This window comes from Streptomyces sp. SAT1 (assembly GCF_001654495.1).
In the GTDB taxonomy this organism is placed as follows: Bacteria; Actinomycetota; Actinomycetes; order Streptomycetales; family Streptomycetaceae; genus Streptomyces; species Streptomyces andamanensis.
The window spans coordinates 1,537,247-1,552,771 of sequence record NZ_CP015849.1; the positions used below are offsets into that span (position 1 = coordinate 1,537,247).

17 protein-coding genes and 1 riboswitch are annotated in these 15,525 nt (G+C 72.3%); of the genes, 8 read left to right on the forward strand and 9 right to left on the reverse strand.

What is annotated here, in order from left to right:
* The first annotated feature begins 51 nt into the window (after positions 1–51).
* The 3 genes from A8713_RS06725 (at position 52) to A8713_RS06735 (ending at position 2,020) form a co-directional block, all read left to right on the forward strand.
* Positions 52–285: a hypothetical protein gene (locus tag A8713_RS06725; protein ID WP_079158860.1), complete on the forward strand. Its 234-nt coding sequence runs from the start codon at positions 52–54 to the stop codon at positions 283–285.
* Between the two features lie 85 nt (positions 286–370).
* Positions 371–1,201: an SURF1 family cytochrome oxidase biogenesis protein gene (locus A8713_RS06730; protein WP_064532159.1), complete on the forward strand. Its 831-nt coding sequence runs from the start codon at positions 371–373 to the stop codon at positions 1,199–1,201.
* 63 nt (positions 1,202–1,264) lie between these two features.
* Positions 1,265–2,020 (forward strand): SDR family oxidoreductase, encoded by a 756-nt coding sequence (locus A8713_RS06735; protein ID WP_064532161.1) that lies wholly within the window; start codon positions 1,265–1,267, stop codon positions 2,018–2,020.
* A gap of 136 nt (positions 2,021–2,156) precedes the next feature.
* On the opposite strand, the gene A8713_RS06740 is transcribed toward A8713_RS06735, so the two are convergent.
* From A8713_RS06740 to A8713_RS06750, 3 genes are all read right to left on the reverse strand, one after another.
* The gene (locus A8713_RS06740; protein ID WP_064532163.1) at positions 2,157–2,978 is read right to left on the reverse strand and encodes an enoyl-CoA hydratase/isomerase family protein; all 822 of its coding nucleotides are present in this window, start codon (positions 2,976–2,978) and stop codon (positions 2,157–2,159) included.
* Positions 2,979–3,137: 159 nt separating this feature from the next.
* Positions 3,138–3,359, reverse strand: coding sequence for a helix-turn-helix domain-containing protein (locus tag A8713_RS06745; RefSeq protein ID WP_018567695.1), 222 nt, complete (start codon positions 3,357–3,359; stop codon positions 3,138–3,140).
* Between the two features lie 376 nt (positions 3,360–3,735).
* Positions 3,736–5,334, reverse strand: coding sequence for an ABC-F family ATP-binding cassette domain-containing protein (locus A8713_RS06750; RefSeq protein ID WP_064532165.1), 1,599 nt, complete (start codon positions 5,332–5,334; stop codon positions 3,736–3,738).
* Positions 5,335–5,592: 258 nt separating this feature from the next.
* Between A8713_RS06750 and A8713_RS06755 the strand changes: the two genes are divergently transcribed.
* Positions 5,593–6,006, forward strand: coding sequence for a VOC family protein (locus tag A8713_RS06755; protein ID WP_064532167.1), 414 nt, complete (start codon positions 5,593–5,595; stop codon positions 6,004–6,006).
* Positions 6,007–6,062: 56 nt separating this feature from the next.
* Here A8713_RS06755 and A8713_RS06760 read toward each other — a convergent pair whose 3' ends face one another.
* From A8713_RS06760 to A8713_RS06775, 4 genes are all read right to left on the reverse strand, one after another.
* A complete protein-coding gene (locus A8713_RS06760) occupies positions 6,063–7,271 on the reverse strand; it encodes an IS110 family transposase (protein ID WP_064532170.1) in 1,209 nt (402 codons plus the stop codon).
* Between the two features lie 262 nt (positions 7,272–7,533).
* Positions 7,534–8,979 carry a hypothetical protein gene (locus tag A8713_RS06765; RefSeq protein ID WP_173860806.1) on the reverse strand — a complete coding sequence of 482 codons (1,446 nt, stop codon included), beginning with the start codon at positions 8,977–8,979 and terminating at the stop codon, positions 7,534–7,536.
* Positions 8,980–9,196: 217 nt separating this feature from the next.
* Entirely contained in the window at positions 9,197–10,318 is a 1,122-nt protein-coding gene (locus A8713_RS06770) for an alpha/beta hydrolase (RefSeq protein ID WP_064532175.1), read from the reverse strand.
* A gap of 173 nt (positions 10,319–10,491) precedes the next feature.
* Positions 10,492–11,280 (reverse strand): class II aldolase/adducin family protein, encoded by a 789-nt coding sequence (locus tag A8713_RS06775; protein WP_064532177.1) that lies wholly within the window; start codon positions 11,278–11,280, stop codon positions 10,492–10,494.
* Positions 11,281–11,448: 168 nt separating this feature from the next.
* On the opposite strand from A8713_RS06775, the gene A8713_RS06780 reads away from it, so the two are divergent.
* The 4 genes from A8713_RS06780 (at position 11,449) to A8713_RS33490 (ending at position 14,641) form a co-directional block, all read left to right on the forward strand.
* Complete coding sequence (locus A8713_RS06780; protein ID WP_064532179.1) at positions 11,449–12,759, forward strand: inorganic phosphate transporter; 1,311 nt, start codon at positions 11,449–11,451, stop codon at positions 12,757–12,759.
* 46 nt (positions 12,760–12,805) lie between these two features.
* Positions 12,806–13,027: a hypothetical protein gene (locus A8713_RS06785; RefSeq protein ID WP_037893787.1), complete on the forward strand. Its 222-nt coding sequence runs from the start codon at positions 12,806–12,808 to the stop codon at positions 13,025–13,027.
* A 245-nt stretch (positions 13,028–13,272) separates the two neighbouring features.
* Complete coding sequence (locus A8713_RS06790) at positions 13,273–14,130, forward strand: helix-turn-helix domain-containing protein (RefSeq protein ID WP_064532181.1); 858 nt, start codon at positions 13,273–13,275, stop codon at positions 14,128–14,130.
* Between the two features lie 46 nt (positions 14,131–14,176).
* Entirely contained in the window at positions 14,177–14,641 is a 465-nt protein-coding gene (locus A8713_RS33490) for a hypothetical protein (protein WP_159393073.1), read from the forward strand.
* Here A8713_RS33490 and A8713_RS06800 read toward each other — a convergent pair.
* Positions 14,571–14,828 carry a hypothetical protein gene (locus A8713_RS06800; protein ID WP_018567685.1) on the reverse strand — a complete coding sequence of 86 codons (258 nt, stop codon included), beginning with the start codon at positions 14,826–14,828 and terminating at the stop codon, positions 14,571–14,573. The two genes, A8713_RS33490 and A8713_RS06800, sit on opposite strands and share 71 nt — an antisense overlap.
* 81 nt (positions 14,829–14,909) lie before the next feature.
* On the reverse strand, positions 14,910–15,128 hold the full coding sequence (locus tag A8713_RS06805; protein WP_064532184.1) for a DUF397 domain-containing protein: 219 nt from the start codon (positions 15,126–15,128) through the stop codon (positions 14,910–14,912).
* Between the two features lie 160 nt (positions 15,129–15,288).
* Positions 15,289–15,430: riboswitch (cobalamin riboswitch) on the forward strand.
* The last annotated feature ends 95 nt before the right edge of the window (positions 15,431–15,525 follow it).

The window sequence follows — 15,525 nt, forward strand, 5'->3', positions numbered from 1 at the left end:
GCGCCCGGCGCGCGCTCGCCCGCGCGGTGGCCACGGCTCACTCTGTGGCGCATGGCGAGATGTGAAGTATGCGGAAATGACTACGGTATGACCTTCGAGGTGCACGCCCAGGGCGCCGTGCACGTCTTCGACTGCTTCGCCTGCGCGATCCACCGCATGGCACCGATCTGCGAGCACTGCCGGGTCCAGGTCATCGGGCAGGGCGTCGAGGTCGAGGGGCACTGGTACTGCGGCGGCCACTGCGCCCGTGCCGAGGGGAGGGCCGGCATCGTCGACAGTGTCTGAGGACGCCCCCGCGCCCGGGGGCGCGGCGCCGCCCGAGGACACCCCTGCCGGAAACACACCGTGGCGCGGGAGGTACCGTCGTGGGGTGTACCGCTTCCTGTTGACCCGCCAGTGGGTGATCCTCACTCTCTTCGCGATCGCGCTGATCCCGACGATGGCCTGGCTGGGCTTCTGGCAGTTGCACCGCCACGACCACCGGCAGGCACTGAACCAGGTGATCGAGGCCTCACTGGCGGCCCCGCCCGTGCCCGTGGAGTCGCTGACCTCGGTCGGCGGCGAGGTCGCGCACGACGACATCTACCGCCGGGTCACCGCCGAGGGCCACTTCGACACCGCGCACGAACTCGTGGTGCGCCGCCGCACCAACGCGGACGACCGGGTCGGCTACCACGTCCTGACGCCGTTCGTGACGAACGACGGCAAGGTCCTCCTCGTCAACCGGGGCTGGGTCCCGTCACCCACCTCGCAGTCCGCCTTCCCGAAGATCCCGGCACCGCCCTCCGGCGACCTCACGGTCACCGGGCGGCTGATGCAGGACCAGACGACGGCCGCCAGCGGCATCAAGAACGTCAAGGGGCTGCCGGACCGCCAGATCATGCTGATCAACAGCGAGCAGGTCGGCGCCCTCCTGCGCGACCGGGGCCTTCCCTCCGCGTCGGCGGTGCTGGGCGGCTATGTCGAGCTGACGACGCCCGCGCCCGAGGGCGGCAGCCCCGAGCCGGTCCCGTCGCCCAAGGAGGACACGAGCTGGATCGGCGTGGACGACATCAACCTGCCGTACGCGATCCAGTGGTGGCTGTTCGCCGCCTGCGTCCCCGTGGGCTGGCTGATCCTGGTCCGCCGCGAGCTGCGGGACCGGGCGGGCAGGGCGCAGGAGGAACCCGCGCGCGAGGAGTCCGCACCCGCCGCGGTGTAGCCGCACGGCACGGCCGCCGCCCCGCCCTCGCCCCGCACCGGGACGAGCGGGCAGGATAGGGCCATGGATCTTGGACTGAAGGACCGGGTGTACGTCGTCACCGGGGCCACCCGCGGGCTGGGCAACGCCGCGGCGCGCGAGCTGGTCGCGGACGGCGCGAAGGTGGTCGTCACCGGGCGGGACGGGAAGCGGACCGCCGAGGCCGCGGCCGAGCTGGGCCCGAACGCCGTCGGGGTGGCCGTGGACAACGCGGATCCCGGCGCGGCCGAGCGCCTGATCGCGGCGGCACGCGAGCACTTCGGCGGCTTCCACGGCATCCTCGTCAGCGTCGGCGGACCGCCGCCGGGCTTTGTCGCCGACACCACCGACGAGCAGTGGCAGTCGGCGTTCGAGTCGGTGTTCCTGGGCGCGGTGCGGCTGGCGCGGGCCGCCGCGGCGGAGCTGGAGGAGGGCGGCGTCATCGGCTTCGTGCTGTCGGGTTCGGTGCACGAGCCGATCGCGGGGCTGACCATCTCCAACGGTCTGCGGCCCGGACTCGCCGGGTTCGCCAAGTCGCTGGCGGACGAGCTGGGCCCGCGCGGCATCCGGGTCGTCGGCCTGCTGCCCGCCCGGATCGACACCGACCGCATGCGCGAGCTGGACGGTCTGTCGGCGGACCCGACGGCGACGCGGACCGCGAACGAGTCCCGCGTCCCGCTGCGCAGGTACGGCACCCCGGCGGAGTTCGGCCGGGCCGCGGCCTTCCTGCTCTCCCCGGCCGCCTCCTACGTCACGGGCGTGATGCTGCCCGTGGACGGCGGGTTCCGGCACGGCTTCTGACCTCCGGCCGGGCACCCGCCGCCGCGCCACCGCCGGACCGCCGCCGTCCCGCCGGATCGCGATGCGACGGCGGGGCGGGGTGCGGTGGCAGGGCGCGCTGCGGCGGCGCGGCGCGCGGGCCGCTCGGCGGGGGGCGCTACTCGCCGAGGCCGGCCAGGTCGCGCAGGCGGCGGGCCTGGGCCTGCCGCTCGGCGGCGCGCTGCTCCTCGTAGGAGTGCTCCCGGGCGCCCTGGAGCAGGGCCTTGGTCTCGATGACCGCGCCGCGGGGCGCGGCGAGGACCGCCGAGGCCAGATCGCGCGCGGTGTCGTCCAGCTGGTCGCGGGGCACGGCGAGGTTGGCCAGCCCGGTGGCGACCGCCTCCTCGGCCGTGACGAAGCGGCCCGTCAGGCAGATCTCCAGCGCGCGGGCCTGGCCGACGAGCCCCACCAGCGGATGTGTGCCGGTGAGGTCCGGGACCAGGCCGAGGCTGGTCTCGCGCATCGCGAACTGCACATCGTCCGCGACGACCCGCAGGTCGCAGGCGAGCGCCAGCTGGAAGCCGGCCCCGATGGCATGTCCCTGGACCACGGCGACGGACACCACGTCCGGGCGCCGCCACCAGGTGAACGCCTCCTGGTACTCGGCGATGGCCGCGTCCAGCTCGGCGTCGCCGCCGCGCGCCAGGTCGAGGAAGGACGGCTCGCCGTCGAAGCCTTCGGGCGTGAACGCCTGCCGGTCGAGCCCGGCGGAGAAGGACTTCCCCTCGGCGCGCAGCAGGACGACGCGGACGGAGCCCGGCAGCAGCCGCCCGGCCTCGGCGAGCGCGCGCCACAGGGCGGGGCTCTGCGCGTTGCGCTTGGCCGGGTTGGTCAGCGTCACCGTGGCGAGCGTGTCGTCGACGGTGAGCCGTACGCCGTCCTTGTCGAGAACTGTGTCGCGTACTGGTTCGAGGTCGTGCTCGTTTCCGGGCGAAGCCATGGGGCGCCTCCGATGGGTGCGGTCAGCTCGGGACGCCGTACGGTCGCACTGTCGTGCGAGACGTACGAGCGCCCGTAAGTGACTGCACAGTAACCACCCGGCCGGCCGGTCGACCGACCGGGTGGCCACCGTAGGAGCCGATGGACCGCCCGCGGTCGGTCAGGCCGAAGCGGCCTTCTTGCCGCGCGTCGCCCCGCCACGCCCACGGAGCGTGACGCCCGACTCGCTGAGCATCCGGTGCACGAAGCCATACGAGCGGCCGGTCTCCTCGGCCAACGCCCGAATGCTCGCACCGGCGTCGTACTTCTTCTTCAGGTCTGCCGCGAGCTTGTCGCGCGCGGCGCCGGTCACCCGGCTGCCCTTCTTCAGAGTCTCGGCCACCCGTGCCTCCTCATGGGAAGTGCGCTCTGGTCTCCTCATGATCACCCCTCCGGGGCCGCATGGCCACCCATTCGGCAAGGTCCGTGAGACAGGCTTGTGACGACAGGAGCACGTCCCCACATGCGGAATTGCCGATTCCGCACGTCACCGTCCGTACGGCCGAACGGGTTGTTCCGCGAAGTGCCAGGTCAGAGACGCACGACGGCCGAGCCCTTGGCACATAAGGGCTCGGCCGGGAAATACGTGGCAGACACACCTCGATACGAGGAGATCTCACGCAGATGATGGATCACCGATGGGCCGAATGATCCATACCCTGTTGATCAGCGCCCGGCCGGGTCGGCGGACGGGGCCGGGGACGCGGTGCCGGACGGGGTCAGGCGAGGGCGACCAGGTCCGCGTAGCCCGCGCCCCACAGGTCCTCGACGCCGTCGGGCAGCAGGATGATGCGCTCCGGCTGGAGCGCCTGGACGGCGCCCTCGTCGTGCGTGACGAGGACGACGGCGCCCTTGTAGGTGCGCAGCGCGCCGAGGATCTCCTCGCGGCTGGCCAGGTCGAGGTTGTTGGTGGGCTCGTCCAGGAGCAGCACGTTGGCCGAGGACACGACCAGGGTGGCCAGCGCGAGCCGGGTCTTCTCGCCGCCGGAGAGGACTCCGGCCGGCTTGTCGACGTCGTCGCCGGAGAACAGGAACGAGCCGAGCACCTTGCGGACCTCGACGAGGTCCATGTCGGGCGCTGCCGAACGCATGTTCTCCAGGACGGTGCGCTCCGGGTCCAGGGTCTCGTGCTCCTGGGCGTAGTAGCCGAGCTTGAGGCCGTGACCGGGGACGACCTGGCCGGTGTCGGGCTTCTCCACCCCGCCGAGCAGCCGCAGCAGTGTGGTCTTGCCCGCGCCGTTGAGGCCGAGGATGACGACCCGGGAGCCCTTGTCGATGGCCAGGTCGACGTCGGTGAAGATCTCCAGCGAGCCGTACGACTTCGACAGGCCCTCGGCCGTCAGCGGGGTCTTGCCGCAGGGCGAGGGCTCGGGGAAGCGCAGCTTGGCGACCTTGTCGGACTGGCGGACCGCCTCAAGGCCGGAGAGCAGCTTGTCCGCGCGCCGGGCCATGTTCTGCGCGGCGACGGTCTTGGTGGCCTTGGCGCGCATCTTGTCGGCCTGGGCGTTGAGAGCGGCGGCCTTCTTCTCGGCGTTGGCGCGCTCGCGCTTGCGGCGCTTCTCGTCGGCCTCGCGCTGCTGCTGGTAGAGCTTCCAGCCCATGTTGTAGATGTCGATCTGGGAGCGGTTGGCGTCCAGGTAGAACACCTTGTTGACGACCGTCTCGACCAGGTCCGCGTCGTGGGAGATCACGATGAAGCCGCCGCGGTAGGTCTTCAGATAGTCACGCAGCCAGATGATCGAGTCCGCGTCGAGGTGGTTGGTCGGCTCGTCCAGCAGCAGGGTGTCCGCGTCGGAGAACAGGATCCGGGCCAGCTCGATCCGGCGGCGCTGACCGCCGGAGAGGGTGTGCAGGGGCTGGCCGAGCACCCGGTCGGGCAGGTTCAGCGCGGCGGCGATGGTGGCGGCCTCGGCCTCGGCGGAGTAGCCGCCCTTGGTGAGGAACTCCGTCTCCTGGCGCTCGTACTGCTTCATCGCCTTGTCGCGGGTGGCGCCCTTGCCGTTGGCGATGCGCTGCTCGTTCTCGCGCATCTTGCGGATCAGCACGTCCAGGCCGCGGGCGGAGAGGATACGGTCGCGGGCGAGCACGTCGAGGTCGCCGGTGCGGGGGTCCTGCGGGAGATAGCCGACCTCACCCGAACGGGTGATGGTGCCCGCGGCCGGGATGCCCTCGCCGGCCAGGCACTTGGTGAGCGTGGTCTTGCCTGCGCCGTTACGGCCGACCAGGCCGATGCGGTCGCCCTTGGCGACGCGGAAGGTGGCGCTCTCGATGAGGATGCGGGCACCGGCGCGCAGCTCGATACCGGAAGCGGAGATCACGGACAGACTCCAGGGCGGGTCGTTGGCGGGTTGGGCGGCTGAGGACGTTCCCGCCGTCTAATGCGCGAGGAGAAAGGCCATGCGGAACAGTCTAACGGGGGTGTGCAAGCTGTTTTCCCGGGTGTTTGCCCAGAGGTGCGGCGGGCGCGGCGGGGCGTTGTCAGTGGCCGGTGCCACACTGGTCGGCGAACCGGATGGACAGGGCGGAACCGGGCGGGCGGCGGCTCGCGCGGCACGACACACAAGGGAGTGATCGGCATGGCGGACACGGCCGGCGGACGTCCGAGCATCTACCCGACGCTGCTGTACGCGGACGCGAGGGCGGCCCTGCGGCAGCTCACCGAGGCCTTCGGCTTCACCGAGCTGTCCGTGTACGAGGGCGAGGACGGGCTCGTCCAGCACGCCGAGCTGGTGCAGGGCAACGGCGCGGTGATGCTCGGCTCCAAGGGGCACGGCGGACGCTTCGACGAGGCGATGCGCGGCTCCGGCCCGGTGGGGGTCTATGTCGTCGTGGACGACGTGGACGGCCACTACCAGCGGGCCGTGGACCACGGCGCGGAGATCCTGATGCCCCCGACGGACCAGGAGTACGGCTCCCGGGACTACATGGCCCGGGACGCCGAGGGCAACGTCTGGAGCTTCGGCACGTACGCCCCCCGCACGGAGGGCTGACGGCGCGTGCACACCGGCGGGGGGTGCCTCTATGTCGTTCGTCAAGCTCGCTGTGGTCATGCGGCGGCTGTTTCCGGGACGCGTGGTTCGTAGAAAGTGCCGTCACGGAGCATCGCGAACAGGACGCTGATGCGGTGGCGGGCGAGGCGGAGGAGGGCCTGGGTATGGGTCTTCCCGCGGGTCCGGCATTTGTCGTAGTAGGTGCGGGAGGTGGGGTCGTGCAGGGCTGCGAACGCGGAGAGGAACATCGCACGTTTGAGCTGCCGGTTTCCGCCTCGTGGCGCGTGTTCGCCGTGGATCGAGGTCCCCGAGGACTTCGTTGCCGGAGCCAGGCCGGCGTAGGAGGCCAGGTGGGCGGCGGTGGGGAAACTGGTGCCGTCGCCGACGGTCACCAGCAGAACTGCGGCGGTCCTGACCGCGACTCCCGGCATCGAGGTCAGGACCTTGGAAAGAGGGTGATCCTCCAGCAGGGCTCTGATCTGGGCTTCCAACGCCCGGCGCTGTTCGTGGACGGCGGCGAGCGAGCGGGCCAGAGAAGGGATCACAGTGTCGAGGGTGCCGGTGCCGGGGACGACGACGGTCTGTTCGTCGAGCGCGTCGAAGATGTCGTCGATCAGCCGGACGGCCATGCGTGGAGCCTTGGGTCTGACCACCTCGACGAGTCTGCGGCGGCCGGCTTTCCGCAGCGCGGCCGGGGAGCCGTAGCGTTCCAGCAGCCAGGTCAAGGCGGGGTGGTCCAGGCGTGGTCCGACGACGCGCTCCAGCGAGGGGTGGAACTGGGTGAGCAGGCCGCGTATCCGGTTGGAGGTGCGGGTGGCCTCGGCCGCGAGGTCCTGGTCGAAGCCCGCCAGCACGGTCAGCTCGGCGGTGATCTCGTCGGTCAGTTCCAGCGAGCGCAGCGTATGCGGCATGGTGCGGGCCGCGTCAGCGATCACCGCGGCGTCCTTCGCGTCGGTCTTCGCCTCACCCGGATACAGGTCGGCGATCCGCCGCATCGCCAGGCCGGGCAGGTAGGCGACCTTGCAGCCCGCATCCCTGGCCACGGTCAGCGGGAGGGCGCCGATGGAGGCGGGCTGGTCCACGATCACCAGGACGGTGCCGAACTTCGTGGTCAGCTTGTCGAAGACCGCCCGCAGCTTCGGCTCGCTGTTGGGCAGCTGCTTGTCGAAGACCTTCTTCCCGGCCAGGGTGAGCCCGTGGCCGTGATGAGCGGTTTTGCCGACGTCCAGGCCGAGGAACACGCCCACGTCTTCGGTGTCGAACATCGTGCCTTTCCAGAGAGTTGATCGTGCCGGCCTCGGCAGTGGTGTCGTACGCGCGCATCCACGTTATGCAGACCTGCCGCCCACGAGCTGTCCGGCGTTGCGCCGGACCGGGCGGTGGCCGGACCTCTCATCAGCGTCTCCGACGGCACCTCCCAGGCCCGGTGACACCACCCCCCAGGTCATGCCTTCGACAGGGGGCAACAGCCATGCCGGGCCCGGAGGCCAGCGGCCCCATTGCGGAACCGCGAAGAAGATAACGGGGCTAGCTTCCGCCGGTGTGCACCTGGAAGGCGGCCCTGCGGACGGCCTTGGCCAGAGCGGGGTCCGGGTGCGCGGCGGCGAGGGCGACCAGCACCTGCACGGTGCGCGGGTGCCCCACCGCCCGCACCTCGTCGAGCAGGGCGGGGACGGTGGGCTGGAGCGCCGACTCCAGGTGCCGGACCAGCATCGGGGCCTCGCCGTGGTCGGCGACGGCCGCGGCGGTGTCCACCCACAGCCAGGTGGCCTCCTCGCGGGTCAGGACCTCGTGGGCGTCCTCCGGGTCCACGCCGTCGTGCTCGGCCAGCCACAGCAGGGCGTACGGGCGCAGCGCGGGCTCGTCGAGCACGGCCCGCACCTCGGGTTCGGCGGGGGCTCCGACGACGCGCAGCGCCTCGAAGGCGAGGCCGCGCAGCAGGGCGTCCTCGCCGCGGGCGGCCCCGAGCAGTTCGGTGATGGCGCTGCCCACGGGACGGGCGGCGAGCCAGGCGCGGTACTCGGCGCGGGCCGCGTTGGGGCGCAGCTGGGCGCAGCCGCGGAGCATGTCCTCGGCCGCCTGCTCGATGTTGCCCGCGGGGCTCTGGGCGGCGACGCAGATCTGCTCCAGCTTGACCCAGACCGCCCAGCTGCCCAGCGGGGTGAGCGTGGCCTGTCCTTCGCCGTAGGTGAGCGCTCCCACGGCGCCGAGGGCGCGCAGAGCCCAGTCGAGCAGCGGGGCGAGGGCGGCCGGGGGCGGCTCCTGCGCCTGTCCCTGTGCCGGTTCTGGTGCCGGTGCCGGTTCTGGTTCGGCTTCTGGTTCCTGTGGCCGCGGGCCGTAGGGGACCTCGCAGCGTTCGGTGCGCAGCTCGGTCACGCGCTGCTGGAGCAGGTCGAGGAGCTGGTCGACGGGGACCGGACCGGCGGAGAGCTGGAGGAAGGAGAGCACCTGCGGCATGGCCGAGACGACCTCGGCGACCGCCGCGGCCTCATGGCCGTCGGGCTCCGGGCAGGCCAGCGACCAGGCGTCGAAGAGGGCGACCCAGCCGCGCAGCACGGCGCTGTCGTCACGGTCCCAGGCGCGCAGCCGCCAGCCGGGGCGGGCCCTGTCGCCGTGCACCTCGATGAGTCCGGCGAGGCGGGCGGTGTCCCACTCGGCCCGGACCTGGGCGGCGGTCAGGTCGAGTTCGCCGGCCGCGCGCTCGGCGGTGGCCGGGGAGAGGGTGGCCTTGCCGTCCGCGGTCGCCCCGGCCCGGCCGGGTCCGAGGGCGGCATCGGCCCAGCGGGCGACACGGGCTGCCCCGGCCAGGCCGGAGCGCGCCATTCTGGCCAGCTCCGCGGGCGCCGGGGTGCCCTCCGGTGGACGCGGGGCGGGGCGGGGCGGGCGCCGCTGGTTCACGGCTCGGGGGGCGGCGGCCAGGGGTCGTGGGCGGACGAGTCGAAGCCTGGAGTCGCGCGGGATACGGGACGTCACGGGTGCAGTCTTCCGGTTGACGGTCCGAAAACCCAAACGGAATGTCACGGCGGGCGACGGAGAGGGCCAAGGCAGACCTCCGGGACGGCCGCGACACACCGCATTCAGGCCATCCCGCCGCCCCCCAACCGGAACCTCCGGAGAGGGGCGCGGGGCCGGGCGGCGCGGCCCCGGACCGTCTCGCCCCGGCCCCGGGTCCCGGCCCCGCCCCGCATCCTCACATCAGAGGGGTCAGGAAGCGCCGGAGCGTCTCCTCGTACGCCTCCGGGTCGGCGTTCCACATGGCGCCGTGGGAGGCGTGCGGGACCGGGCGGAGGGCGACCAGGTTGGGGTGGCCGGCGGCGAGGCGGCGGGATGCCTGCCAGGGGGCGACCTCGTCGTCGGGGCCGTGGAAGATCAGGGTCGGGACCGTGAGCGGGGCCGGGGTGCCGATGTCGCCGTCGGCGTACAGGCCCGTGCGGCCCTGCGCGGCGCGCACGGCGAGCGGCAGCAGCGGGCCGGGGGTGTGCCGGGCCCTGGCCAGGGCGCGCAGCGTCGCCTCCCAGTCGAGCACGGGCGAGTCCAGGATCAGTCCGGAGACCCGCTCGCGCAGCTTCGAGTGGAGGGCGGCGCGCAGCGCCATGGTGGCGCCGGTGGACCAGCCGTGCAGGACGACGCGTTCGGCGCCGTTCCCTACGGCGTAGCGGATCGCCGCGTCCAGGTCGCGCCACTCGGTCGCGCCGAGGTGGCTGAGACCGTCCGGGGGGCGGGGGGCGCCGAGGTCGCCGCGGTAGGCGAGGTCCAGCACCGGGAAGTGCCTGCGGTGCAGAAACTCCATGATGTTCAGCGGGTGCTCGCGGGTGGCGCCCAGGCCGTGCACGGTGATCACCCAGGTCTCGCGCACCGCGGGCACGAACCAGGCGGGCAGCGGGCCGAGTTCACCGGGCACGTCGACGTCGGCGTACTTCAGGCCGAGGGCCGTGCCGGGGTTGCCGACGTGGAGGTTGGGGGTGAGCCAGACCCGGTCGCGGGGGTGCAGCGAGCCGTGGGTGACGCGTTCGAGGCGGCGTACGACGGTGTCGGGCAGGTGCGGCGCGTCCCGCAGGACGGGACCGACGACCGCGTGCGAGCCGTTGCCTGCCAGGCCGTAGGTGCCGGGGCGCTGCGAGGCCAGGTCCCGGGTGAGGGTGATCTGACCGGCGGCCGTGCTGTGCACCGTGAGCCGGGGCTCGGTGGGCAGGGGCCGGCCCGGGGGCGACTTGAGCGCGGCGTCGCTGGCGAGCCGCCCGGCGGCGACGCTCGCCGCGCCGGCCGCCAGGGCCGCGGTGACGGCCGCGGCCGCCGCTTTGACTGTGCGCACGGGTCCAGTGTCCGGGCGTACCGGGTCACCGGCCAGCGGAAGGTGCGGTCGGGGTGACATGTCCTCGCGAGTTCCAGGAACGGCGGCATTCACCCCTGCGAGCCTTCACCGGCCGGTGTTCGCCCGCCCCTGCGAGTGATCACCGGCCCGTGTCCACCCACCCCGGCGAGCCGTCACCGGCCCGTGCCCCGTGCCCCGCCGCGCTGGCCGTAGCCGCGCAGCCGCTCCGACGCCTGGGCCAGTTGCTCCGGTGAGAGCAGGGACGGGGTCAGGCCCGGTACCGAGGAGGCGGTCAGCCACAGGCGGCACATCCACTCCAGCTGGGCGGTGCGGTCGTACGCCTGGTCGAGGGTGGCGCCGTGGGTGAGGGTGCCGTGGTTGCGCAGCAGGCAGCCGGAGCGGCCGTCGAGCGCGGCCAGCACGTGCGCGGCCAGTTCCTCGGTGCCGTAGGCCGCGTACGGGGCGACGCGCACCGGGCCGCCGAGCGCGCCCGCCATGTAGTGGATCAGCGGCAGCTCGGACACCAGCGTCGAGACGGCCGTGGCGTGCACGGCGTGGGTGTGCACGACGGCGCGCGCGTCCGTGGTGCGGTAGACGGCCAGGTGCATGGGGAGTTCGCTGGTCGGGACCAGGGTGCCCAGCACCTGTCGGCCGTCGAGTGCGACGCCCGTCACATCGTCCGGGGTGAGCCGGTCGTAGGGGACGCCCGACGGGGTGACGAGGACGGTGTCCCCCGTCCGTACCGACACATTGCCCGAGGTCCCGACGACCAGGCCGTCGGCGACGGTGCGGCGGGCCGTGTCCACCAGGTCCCGCCAGGCGCGGGCCACCTCGTCCTCGTCCGGCGGCGCCTCCCCCGTCGCCCGGGTCTCGTGTGTCTCCCGTGCCCCCTGGTGCTCCTGAGTCCCGCGCGTGCCGCTCGCGCGTCCGGTGTGCCCGGTCTCCCGCCGTCGTTCAGCCATGCGGCGATCCTGCCAGCCCGGCGGGGGTCCGGACCGGAAGCGGATCTCCCGGAAGTGGGAGACAAGCCACAGGTTCGGACACCACTGCGACCGTCCCAGTTCATCTTCCGTTCACCCGGGTTACCTACGTTCGACGAGCCAATGACGCTCGAACGATTGCCTGGGTAAATGGAAAGCTTCTCGCTGATCCTCGCGATTGTGGTGGTAACCGCACTCGCGTTTGATTTCACGAACGGTTTCCACGACACCGCCAACGCGATGGCCACCACCATCTCCACCGGCGCACTCAAGCCCAAGGTCGCGGTGGCCATGTCCGCCGCGCTGAACCTGGTGGGCGCGTTCCTCTCCGTGGAGGTCGCCAACACGATCTCCAAGGGTCTCGTCGACGAGACCGGCATCCGTCCCGAGGTCATCTTCGCCGCCCTGGTCGGCGCGATCCTCTGGAATCTGCTGACCTGGCTGGTCGGGCTCCCGTCCAGTTCCTCGCACGCCCTGCTGGGCGGTCTGATCGGCGCCACCATCGCCTCGGCCGGCGTCGGTGCGGTGCACGGCGACGTCCTGGTCACCAAGGTCATGATCCCGGCGGTCGCCGCGCCGGTCGTCGCGGGCGTCGCCGCGGTGGTCGCGACCCGGCTGTCGTACAGGATCGGCGCGAAGACGGACGGCAGGGCCGCCGAGAAGGGCCACCGGGTCGGGCAGATCGCCTCCGCGGGCCTGGTCTCGCTGGCGCACGGCACCAACGACGCGCAGAAGACGATGGGCATCATCACCCTCGCCCTGATCGCCGGCGGTGCCGTCTCCCCCGGCGCCAACCCTCCCACCTGGGTGATCCTCTCCGCGGGTCTGGCCATCGCGCTCGGCACCTACATCGGCGGCTGGCGCATCATCCGCACCATGGGCACGGGCCTGACCGACCTCCGGCCGCAGCAGGGCTTCGCCGCCCAGACCAGCTCGGCCGCGGCCATCCTGGCCTCCTCCCACCTGGGCTTCTCGCTCTCCACCACGCATGTCGTCTCCGGCTCGGTGATGGGTGCGGGCCTGGGCCGCAAGGGCGGCGTGGTCCGCTGGTCCACCGCGGGCCGCATGGCCGTCGCCTGGGTGCTGACGCTGCCGGCCGCCGCGGTGGTCGGCGCGGGCGCCGAGGCCGTCACCGGCCTGGGTGACTGGGGCACCGCGCTGGTCGCCGTGTTCCTGGTGGCCGCGAGCTTCGCGATCTGGAAGATCTCCCGCCGCCAGGTCGTCGACCACACCAACGTCAACGCGACCGAGCCCGCCGCCGGGGAACCGGCCGGCGTGGTGACCCAGGCGATCGCCGCGGTGGCCCCGCCCCCGGCCGCGGCACCGGCGGCGCCCCTGGCGGGCGCGGCGGCGGCCGACGGCCTCATGGCCACCATCCCCGCCCCGGCGCCCGTCCCCGTCCTCGACCCGAGCCCGGTCGCGGCCCCGGCGGCGGCCACCCCGCCCGCCGCCGCCGTCTGACCGCGCGCCCCACCCGGCTCCCGAGAATCAAGAAAGCAGCTCCGACATGAAGATCGACTGGGCGGCCCTCGGTTCCGTCTTCGGCGTCAGCCTCGTGGCCACCGTCGGCCTGGTGGTCCTGTTCACCCTCGGCATCGCGGGCCTGTCCCGCCGCGAGGCCGCGTCGACCCGCGGCGAGTCGGCCGTCGCCGCCACCGCCGGTGCCTATGCGTGCTTCGCGCTGTGTGCGGCGGCTGTCGCCTACGGAATTTCCCTGATTCTGGGCTGACCACAGGAAGCCCTGCGGCCACTCAGCCCCCGGCCACACCGACCGCATCAACCCCCGTGAGTCGTTCTATGACGCTTACGGGGGTTTTTGCTGCCTTCGACCCCTCTTCGCGACCTCACCGAAAGGACACATGTCATACTGACAGAGGCTGGTCGCCGAGGTCTAAGTCACCTACTCTAGTGGGTAGTTAACTGTTCGATGGTGGCAGCCCGACAAGTCAACGCCGACATGTGGCAGGGAGCACCATGCCAAGAGACATCGATCCGAGCCTCAACCGACGCAGGCTGCGAATCGAACTGCGCAAGGCACGCGAGAACGCCGGGTTGACCCAGCGGGACGCAACGAAGGCCCTCGAATGGTCGCTCTCCAAACTGATCAGGATCGAGGCCGGGACGGTCAGTCTCGGGGTCACGGACCTGCGGGCCCTGCTCCAGTTGTACGAGGTCACGGACGCCGCTCTGGTCGCGGAGCTGGAGGACGCGGCACGCGGCTCGAAAGGACAGTCATGGTGGGCGCAGTACAGCGACGTGGTGTCGCCCCAGTACGCCTTGTACCTGGGGTACGAGGGGTCGGCGGACACGATCCGCATGTACAACCCGACCATCCTGCCGGGGCTCGTGCAGACGGAGGACTACGCCACGGCGCTGGTGTCGGCGCTGAGCCCCGAGTCGCTGCTGCGCCAGCAGGTGGACCTCCGGCTCTCCCGGCAGGAGCGGTTCTTCGACGGGAGCGACGGTCCCCGGATCGACATCGTCCTGGACGAGGCGGCCGTGCGGCGGCAGGTCGGCGGACCCGCCGTGATGCGACGGCAGATCGATCATCTGCTGTCCCTCACGGAGCACCCGCGCACCAATCTGCGGGTGCTGCCGTTCTCCGCCGGGGCGCACTTCAGCGTCGCGACGCCGTTCATCCTGCTCAGCTTCCGCGACGACGACGACCTGCTCTACGTGGAGGGACCAGGAGGCGGCTTGTCGAGCCGCGATGATCTGGCCCTGATGGCCCGCTACCAGGAGTGCTTCGAGGAGATCAGCGCCATCGCGTACGAGGGCGACCGGATGACCGACCTGCTCGGCGCGGTCAGAGAGAGCCTGGACAACAGCTGACCCCGGGACGGGACGACGACCCGGGCGGGAACGGGGTGGGAGGACCATGGCGGTCTTCGGAATACGAACGTGGTGGCAGCGCCTGCGTACGGGGGGCGCCGAGCCGGAGAACGCTGCTCCACTCGACGACAACACCGTCAAGGTCGAGGCGATCAAGCAGCCCGAGTGGCTTCAGCGGCTGATCGAGCTGGAGAACGCCCGGGTCTCCAACGAGATCCGACTGCTGTCCGCCCGCATGCTGGTGGCCACGGCGTGCGCGAGCGTCCTCCTGCTGAGCATCGCCGTGGCCACCCGGGTCACTCCCGCCGTTCCGTTCGCGGCGGCCACCCCGCTGACCACCACGGTCACCGGGGCGGCCGGCGCGGCGGTCCTCACGGCGCTCGGCGCCACCGTGGGCAGAGCGCTGCGTCGGCGCTCCGGTGCCGCCGTGCCCGGCGGGGTCAGCGAGGGGGCTCGCCCCGGGGCTGAACCGTCTCAAGGGCCCGGTTCAGGACCCTCAGCCGCTCCGTGAGCGGGGTGAGCCCCCACCACAGTCCGCCGCCGACGGCCACCAGCGCGGTGACCAGCAGCCAGACCACGCCGCGCGCCGCGCCGTCCGGTACGAGCAGCGCCGCCAGCGCGCCGGCCCCCACCGCGAGGATCCCCGTGGCCGAGGAGAAGAGGATCAGCGGGAGCGCCGCGGACGTCCGGTTCTCCATGGTTCCGTCGCGGTTTCCCACCGCCGACGCCGTTCCGTCAGCTCGGTCCCGCATAGGTGCACCTCCCGTCCCCCGGGGCGATCACGAGCCGCCCGCTTCCGGGTTCACCAGCCCCGCCAGAAAACCACACCACGCCGTACGGCGAAAGGCGAGCACGGGCCCGCTCGCGCCGTCCACCGGCCGCTTCGAGTCGCCCACGAGCACACGGCCCTGCTCCCAAGCGGCCTCCACGCACTCTCCGCCGCTCGCCGAGTAGCTGCTCCTGACCCAAGCGCGCCCCGTCGGCTCCCTGCCTGCCAACGCCCACCTCCTTCAGCCCCCATGGGTGTTCATGACAGGAGTCTTCCCGGCTTCCATGCCGGGAAAGAGGCCAAAAGGAGCCGTTTCAAGTCCGCGGGCCCAGGCCGGGGATATGAGCCTCGGCACACCACCCCGCCGCAGGTCAACGGCAAGTTGACGGCTGTTCCGGGGCCGTGGTGGACTTCCGGGGCCATGTACGGCGGCAGAAGAGGAAGCCGGTGCGAATCCGGCGCGGTCCCGCCACTGTCACCGGGGAGGAACATCCCCCGGGAGCCAGGAACTCTCGCCGCCGGTCACGTCGAACCAGGGCGCGGACACCCTGAGTGAGGACCATCGCCATGCGCGGCTGCCGACCGAGGTTCATCAGCGATTCCCTGACCGACCCCGCGGCCGGCTG

Excerpts from the sequence above, each read along its gene's own strand:
- A8713_RS06725 (WP_079158860.1), top strand. The coding sequence starts at position 52 with ATGGCGAGATGTGAAGTATGCGGAAATGACTACGGTATGACCTTCGAG.
- A8713_RS06735 (WP_064532161.1), top strand. The coding sequence starts at position 1,265 with ATGGATCTTGGACTGAAGGACCGGGTGTACGTCGTCACCGGGGCCACC.
- A8713_RS06740 (WP_064532163.1), bottom strand. The coding sequence starts at position 2,978 with ATGGCTTCGCCCGGAAACGAGCACGACCTCGAACCAGTACGCGACACA.
- A8713_RS06755 (WP_064532167.1), top strand. The coding sequence starts at position 5,593 with ATGGCGGACACGGCCGGCGGACGTCCGAGCATCTACCCGACGCTGCTG.
- A8713_RS06760 (WP_064532170.1), bottom strand. The coding sequence starts at position 7,271 with ATGTTCGACACCGAAGACGTGGGCGTGTTCCTCGGCCTGGACGTCGGC.
- A8713_RS06775 (WP_064532177.1), bottom strand. The coding sequence starts at position 11,280 with ATGGCTGAACGACGGCGGGAGACCGGGCACACCGGACGCGCGAGCGGC.
- A8713_RS06780 (WP_064532179.1), top strand. The coding sequence starts at position 11,449 with ATGGAAAGCTTCTCGCTGATCCTCGCGATTGTGGTGGTAACCGCACTC.
- A8713_RS06785 (WP_037893787.1), top strand. The coding sequence starts at position 12,806 with ATGAAGATCGACTGGGCGGCCCTCGGTTCCGTCTTCGGCGTCAGCCTC.
- A8713_RS06790 (WP_064532181.1), top strand. The coding sequence starts at position 13,273 with ATGCCAAGAGACATCGATCCGAGCCTCAACCGACGCAGGCTGCGAATC.
- A8713_RS33490 (WP_159393073.1), top strand. The coding sequence starts at position 14,177 with ATGGCGGTCTTCGGAATACGAACGTGGTGGCAGCGCCTGCGTACGGGG.
- A8713_RS06800 (WP_018567685.1), bottom strand. The coding sequence starts at position 14,828 with ATGGAGAACCGGACGTCCGCGGCGCTCCCGCTGATCCTCTTCTCCTCG.